This is a genomic window from Algibacter sp. L4_22 (assembly GCF_023473045.1).
In the GTDB taxonomy this organism is placed as follows: domain Bacteria; phylum Bacteroidota; class Bacteroidia; order Flavobacteriales; family Flavobacteriaceae; genus Algibacter.
Map to the genome: position 1 here is coordinate 1 of NZ_JAMCOK010000016.1, position 5,280 is coordinate 5,280.

General features: G+C 31.2%; 8 protein-coding genes. All 8 read right to left on the reverse strand.

The genetic code is table 11. The annotated features are described in order from the left end of the window. Positions 1-85: 85 nt before the first annotated feature. The 8 genes from M4I23_RS19160 to M4I23_RS19195 all read right to left on the reverse strand — a co-directional run bounded on the left by M4I23_RS19160 (position 86) and on the right by M4I23_RS19195 (position 5,178). On the reverse strand, positions 86-589 hold the full coding sequence (locus tag M4I23_RS19160; protein WP_249755465.1) for a hypothetical protein: 504 nt from the start codon (positions 587-589) through the stop codon (positions 86-88). A 223-nt stretch (positions 590-812) separates the two neighbouring features. Further along, complete coding sequence (locus M4I23_RS19165) at positions 813-1,373, reverse strand: hypothetical protein (protein WP_249755466.1); 561 nt, start codon at positions 1,371-1,373, stop codon at positions 813-815. Between the two features lie 165 nt (positions 1,374-1,538). Then, positions 1,539-2,042, reverse strand: coding sequence for a hypothetical protein (locus M4I23_RS19170; protein WP_249755467.1), 504 nt, complete (start codon positions 2,040-2,042; stop codon positions 1,539-1,541). Between the two features lie 5 nt (positions 2,043-2,047). Continuing rightward, entirely contained in the window at positions 2,048-2,398 is a 351-nt protein-coding gene (locus M4I23_RS19175; protein WP_249755468.1) for a ribonuclease E inhibitor RraB, read from the reverse strand. Positions 2,399-2,623: 225 nt separating this feature from the next. Continuing rightward, positions 2,624-3,331 carry a DUF4386 domain-containing protein gene (locus M4I23_RS19180; protein ID WP_249755469.1) on the reverse strand — a complete coding sequence of 236 codons (708 nt, stop codon included), beginning with the start codon at positions 3,329-3,331 and terminating at the stop codon, positions 2,624-2,626. A gap of 188 nt (positions 3,332-3,519) precedes the next feature. Next, positions 3,520-3,939: a hypothetical protein gene (locus M4I23_RS19185; protein WP_249755470.1), complete on the reverse strand. Its 420-nt coding sequence runs from the start codon at positions 3,937-3,939 to the stop codon at positions 3,520-3,522. Between the two features lie 394 nt (positions 3,940-4,333). Continuing rightward, positions 4,334-4,939: a hypothetical protein gene (locus M4I23_RS19190; protein ID WP_249755471.1), complete on the reverse strand. Its 606-nt coding sequence runs from the start codon at positions 4,937-4,939 to the stop codon at positions 4,334-4,336. Between the two features lie 2 nt (positions 4,940-4,941). After that, positions 4,942-5,178, reverse strand: a complete 237-nt coding sequence (locus M4I23_RS19195) for a bacteriocin immunity protein (RefSeq protein ID WP_249755472.1) — start codon at positions 5,176-5,178, stop codon at positions 4,942-4,944. Between the last annotated feature and the right edge of the window lie 102 nt (positions 5,179-5,280).

A 5,280-nucleotide genomic window follows, 5' to 3' on the forward strand; every position in this document is an offset into this window, starting at 1 on the left:
CGAAGGAAAATCAGACGTTACAAACACGCAACGACCCTTGATTAAGCACTAAACCGCAATTATTTTTATACGGTGTTAGCACCAGTTATTTCTTTTTTAATTCTATTATTTCACTCATTTGTGGTGTCTTCTCCGAATAGATTATTGTGATTGTATCACCTTCGAATAAGGTTTTTTCAGGGTTTTCTTTTGTCGATGTGTGAAATGTTTTATTTCCAACATTGTATTTTGCACGGACAGACCAAACATCAGTCCTGCTTTTTCGTACTAGTAACCAAGCTTCGTCAATTATTCCGTAAGTCTCTTTTCCATAATCTTCCAATTCACGTTCACTTTGTGAACTCAGAAAAAGTCCAAAAGGTATTCCTAAGAATACAGACAGATAAGCTATTCCTTTTTTTGCTGTTTTCGTTAATGTTGCCTTCTCAATGGATTTATACAATAGATATGGAAGTAAAAAAAATATTGCTCCAAAAATTATCCATCTCATAATTCCCTCACCAGAGTGAAAAACATCTTTCGGTGTTAAAAAAAGTATAGAACTCCAAACAAAGAAGTAAAGAATAGCAAATGTCAAAGTTGATTTCATTGTTTCGTTCTAATTGGTGCTAACGTTTAGTATAAGAAACGTAGGGCAATAAATAAGCACTATCGTTTCAGTTTATTACTTAGCTAAATATAAATATTTTGCTTTTATTTTTTCTTCTATAAACGCCAAATTTTATATTTAGCGGACTTTGTAAATATGCACAGAACTTTGAATTTAGCACAAACGCCCTATGTTTTTTATACCGTGTTAGCAGCTTTTTTCTTTAATATTCCTTGCTCTTTATTTGAAATTTAAAGTTCACATCTTCCGCAGTAAGTTTTATTTCTTTGTCCTTCTTCTTCAGAATAAATTCTAATGTAGGCTCCCAACCACTTTCTTGATTAGTTTCTCCACCCAAAATCTCAACACTATAAAATCCGTTTTCAAGATTAATTTTCGGGCGAATTCCATTTGATTTTAAAGAGTTTATTCCGTTTTCTTCAGTCCAATTTTTAAGATAAGGAATAGTCATTAAATATATTTCTTGATTAACTATTTCGAGAAAATAACCAACTCTTTTGAATTGTAAATCATTCTCATTGTTATCAAATATGGAATCCTCAGAATTAATTTGAAAAAAAATATGATATGGATAATTAGCAATTCCTGATAATGGAATTAAAGCGCCCTTTTCTACAACTAAATCTCCGCTATTATTTTCTGTAAATTCAGAAATTAGATTATTAGAAAGATTATTATCCGATTTGAATAATGAAAGTTTAGAAGGGTCTCCTAAAAAAAAGTAGTCCCAAGTGTCATTTAAACATTCGGTAAATTTTATCATTAGTAATTCTGTTTTTAATTGCTGCTAACGGTTTTGTGTATGGAAAGTTGCGTTTTTGTGTGCGAGGATTTTCCGAAGGAAAATCAGACGTAACAAAAATGCAACTGCCTTTGGTTAAGCACTAAACTACGCAATTTTTTATACACGGTGTTGGCAAATCGTTTTTTATTTTCCACTCAAAGTATCAATCTCTTTTGTTATTATTTTCTTTTTTGTTTTATCTAATTCCGATTTTAATTCTATGACTTGTTTTTCTAAGTTGTCTAGTTTGTTATCAGTCGTTTTATTTAAACTCTCAATTTTGATTGACAAAGCAATAAATGCAATTAAAAGCGACAATACTGGAATAATAATTTGAATAGCATTTTTTGTTAAATCAGAAACCCTTTTCCAATATATGCGGGAATATTTTTTATTTGCAAAGGCAGAAAGTCCATTGTCTTTAGCAAAAACTCCAACAATATCGTAAGCATTGTGATATCCGATTTCATCAGCTGTATACAATTCGGATGTAATTAGTTTAAGCTCGTCTTCATTACAATTTAATTCGCTGTAAATTTTTTCAAATGGAACACCTAAAGCATTGTATTCAGCTTTTTTTAATTCCAAATCATTTCTTTGTTTGGATAAAATCCCGAGTAGTTTATGTCTTTTTAATTCTAGGTTCATATTTCTTAATTTGGCATAAATGCTCCACAACCCTCTAGAGAAACTCCAGTTTGTTCAGCAAGAAGAAACATATTTCCTGTTTTTCCTTGTAATACGTCTAGAGTCCATTTCTTTTTAATATCAGCTTCAATATTCCAGCCTTTCAGGAAAATTAGAGTTCTAGTTTTTTTAATTCTGTGCGGTATATTTTCGTCAGTCAATATTTTGCAAAGAAGGTCGGTGTTCTCTTTCCGAGTAGAGTAAAAGTGAAAATTCACAACTAATTCAGTTTCTGAATCTATTCCGCTTTCTTCCCAAATTTGCCACATTTTTTCATTTCGTTCAAAATGAGCATTTAATTCAGATTTATTATTCATTCGTACTGTTTCTCAAATGTTTGCCAACGGTTGAGCTATGAACAGTACGGGAGCAAACTAGCGTTTGCTTTGCGCCACGCACATAGCGAAATCTTTTGGTTTTGTTTTTTCTTTTTTTGTGTCAAAGCGAAATCCCAAAGATTTTGCGACCTTATAAAAATACGAATACCCTAGCGTCTAAAACCTAAGCCCGTATTGTTTATAGGTTTTGTTGTGCGTTCGTTTTTATTCCGCTTTTACTCGGAAATCCCTGATTCTTGAGCCTTTAAATAGTAGCCAAAGCATAAATACCAATTCCCCAAAGAAGGTAATCATAAGAAATTCAGTATTTACGTTTGGGAATAGAAATACTCCTAGAGTGTTAATTACATATCCCAAACCTGCAACCAATAATAAAATTCCGAAAATTTTCGGAACGTATTCCGCTCGGAAAACCAAATAACCAAGAAGACACAAATAGATTCCAAAAATTAACAATGCAAATTCCCATTCCAATCGAAACGAATTCATGTAGAACTCTACGGAATCGCTAAACTCCAATTGATTAGCAAATTCCGATTGGTTTACGGTTTTAATGAGGCCGAATACTTTAATTAGGTTGGTCAAAGCTATCAAATGTATAGCTATGTAAATCAACCTAAACCAGGCTGTTAAAAGCGAAAATTCTTTGCTTACGGGTTTTAAGAAAATATAAAGAGCCCAAGCAACCAAGATATCGCATAGTAATGTTATTAAATGCAAAAAAATACTTGTTGAAAACAGCATTTTGTTGTTTAAAATATTGTTTGCCGTCTCCGTTGAATTTTGTCCGATTAATTCAGGAAAAATATAAAACTCGGCGAAGGGAACAGTCAAAACCATAAGTAATAAACCCAAACCAGCGATTAAAGATGCTTTTGCTAAAGAGATACGGTTTGTTTGCTTTGTGGTCATTTGAATTAGGTCTTTTAAATAAGACTGAATAAATAAGGTTTTGTTACTTGAGGTACAGTATTTAAATGACGCACAACGTTTATGTGTAAGGATAGTTGCGTGTGCAAGCAACTAACTTACTATTAATGGAACGAACCAGAGGAAAATCCGAAGGATTTTCCAAGTAGGCGAGAACCAAGCAATTATTTTTACACGGTGTTGGCAATAGTATTTTTTACTATTATTTCATTCAGTTTTTGAGTGTCAGATTCCGCTATTTCTTTCAAGTCAAATATTACTATTTCTCCATTAGTTTTTGTTATTTTCAACTTTTTTTCATTCAGTTCAGTCGTTTTAATTTGGTCAAAACTTAACGATTTCCCCAAAAGAGAATTAATTCGGATAACAGCTCCTTTTTTATTCCACTGAATATAGTTTTTATACCAGAACATTCTACTGAAAAAAAGTGCTTGAAGTAAAAATCCAACTCCACTTATCCTTTTATTTATTTTAGGGTTTTCAAAAGGAATAAGCTCAAAAATTCCAACAAGTAAAAATATTATTGATAAAATTAAAACAGTGATTAAAAACCAATTTTTATTTAGATTATCGAAGTGTATTTTTTTCATTTTAAATTTATTGATTTAAATAATTTGTAAGCATATAAAATTCCAATTAAAGTCATAATTCCGCAAATCAAATATTCCTTTTTTGAATAATAATTTATTCCACCAATAATTCCGAAAGCAGTCCATAATAGATTTGCTATAATTTCAGTTTTGTTTAATTTGCTATTTTGCTCGTTTTCTGTCATATTATTGCCAACGTTTTCGGCTATAGTTAGTACGGGATTTAAAAGTAATTAATTTCCGAATAAGCACTTAGCCAAATCTTTTTATTTTGTTTTATCTTTTTTGTACTAAAGCCAAATCAAAAGATTTGGCGGACTTAGTAAATATACCTAAACTTTGGGTTAAGCACCAAAACCCGTATTAATTATAGCCATTGTTGTAGAGCGTTTTTTTATAGATGTCCATTCATTCTAACTATATCTGTTCCAATTTCAGACTTTAATGCCGTGAGAAATTCTTCTTTCAAATCTGGCCAATTCCAAAAAGTAAATCCAAGATTTGAAAATGCAATTGAATTGTCAGTTTTATAATCAGTTAAATTACTGGTAATTGAACAGTGAGGGCAAGTTAAAGATGCTTTCTGATTATTTGACCATTTTCCAAATTCAGGAAACACAGTATCAAATCTGTTTAACTGCTCTTGAGTACAATTCTCGGTATAAAAATCTTGTGGTGTGATTCCCTCAAACCGGTTTTTTTTACAATTTGGGCATTCTAATTTAGTAAATGGAGTAAATGCACCTGCGTTAAATACTTCTCTTTCAGTTTTTATTTCGAGACCACATACTTGGAGTCGCAATATATTTTCGTCATATCCAATCGCATTTATGTGTTTATTCCCAGGTTTATAACCTTTGTGCTCCATAGTCATTATACAGTCGGATAATACATTTTCGATAATTTCATTAGATTGTAACCATTTAAGAATTTTTAAACTTAATTCTTTAGGATTTTCAACCTCTTTTATTGGACTAATAGTTATATAATTATCACTCATTTCTATAGATTAATAGCTTTGTAATTCAGGCATTTGTCTACAATACTTTCGACAGTTGGATTATAAAGATTTAGATTGTCTTTTCTTGCATTATAATTTTCAGGATAATAGAATAAATTGGCTCCGTTAGGGTAAGGAACATTTTTATTAAAAATCTCATATAATTCATCAAGTTCTCTTTCAGTTCCCTCAGCTTTTATAATCCGCTTTCCTAATTCTATTAACTCTTTTCTTTTCATTTTTTGGTAATGCTCTACAACGGTCTTGTGTATGGTTAGTTGCGTGTTTCAGCAACTAATTTAGTAAACAAAAACGAACGCGAGAAAATTCCGAAGGAATTT

What these genes read in the sequence shown, in the direction of transcription:
- M4I23_RS19170 (WP_249755467.1), bottom strand. Translation starts at nt 2,042, where the DNA reads ATGAACCTAGAATTAAAAAGACATAAACTACTCGGGATTTTATCCAAA.
- M4I23_RS19165 (WP_249755466.1), bottom strand. Translation starts at nt 1,373, where the DNA reads ATGATAAAATTTACCGAATGTTTAAATGACACTTGGGACTACTTTTTT.
- M4I23_RS19160 (WP_249755465.1), bottom strand. Translation starts at nt 589, where the DNA reads ATGAAATCAACTTTGACATTTGCTATTCTTTACTTCTTTGTTTGGAGT.
- M4I23_RS19195 (WP_249755472.1), bottom strand. Translation starts at nt 5,178, where the DNA reads ATGAAAAGAAAAGAGTTAATAGAATTAGGAAAGCGGATTATAAAAGCT.
- M4I23_RS19175 (WP_249755468.1), bottom strand. Translation starts at nt 2,398, where the DNA reads ATGAATAATAAATCTGAATTAAATGCTCATTTTGAACGAAATGAAAAA.
- M4I23_RS19180 (WP_249755469.1), bottom strand. Translation starts at nt 3,331, where the DNA reads ATGACCACAAAGCAAACAAACCGTATCTCTTTAGCAAAAGCATCTTTA.
- M4I23_RS19190 (WP_249755471.1), bottom strand. Translation starts at nt 4,939, where the DNA reads ATGAGTGATAATTATATAACTATTAGTCCAATAAAAGAGGTTGAAAAT.
- M4I23_RS19185 (WP_249755470.1), bottom strand. Translation starts at nt 3,939, where the DNA reads ATGAAAAAAATACACTTCGATAATCTAAATAAAAATTGGTTTTTAATC.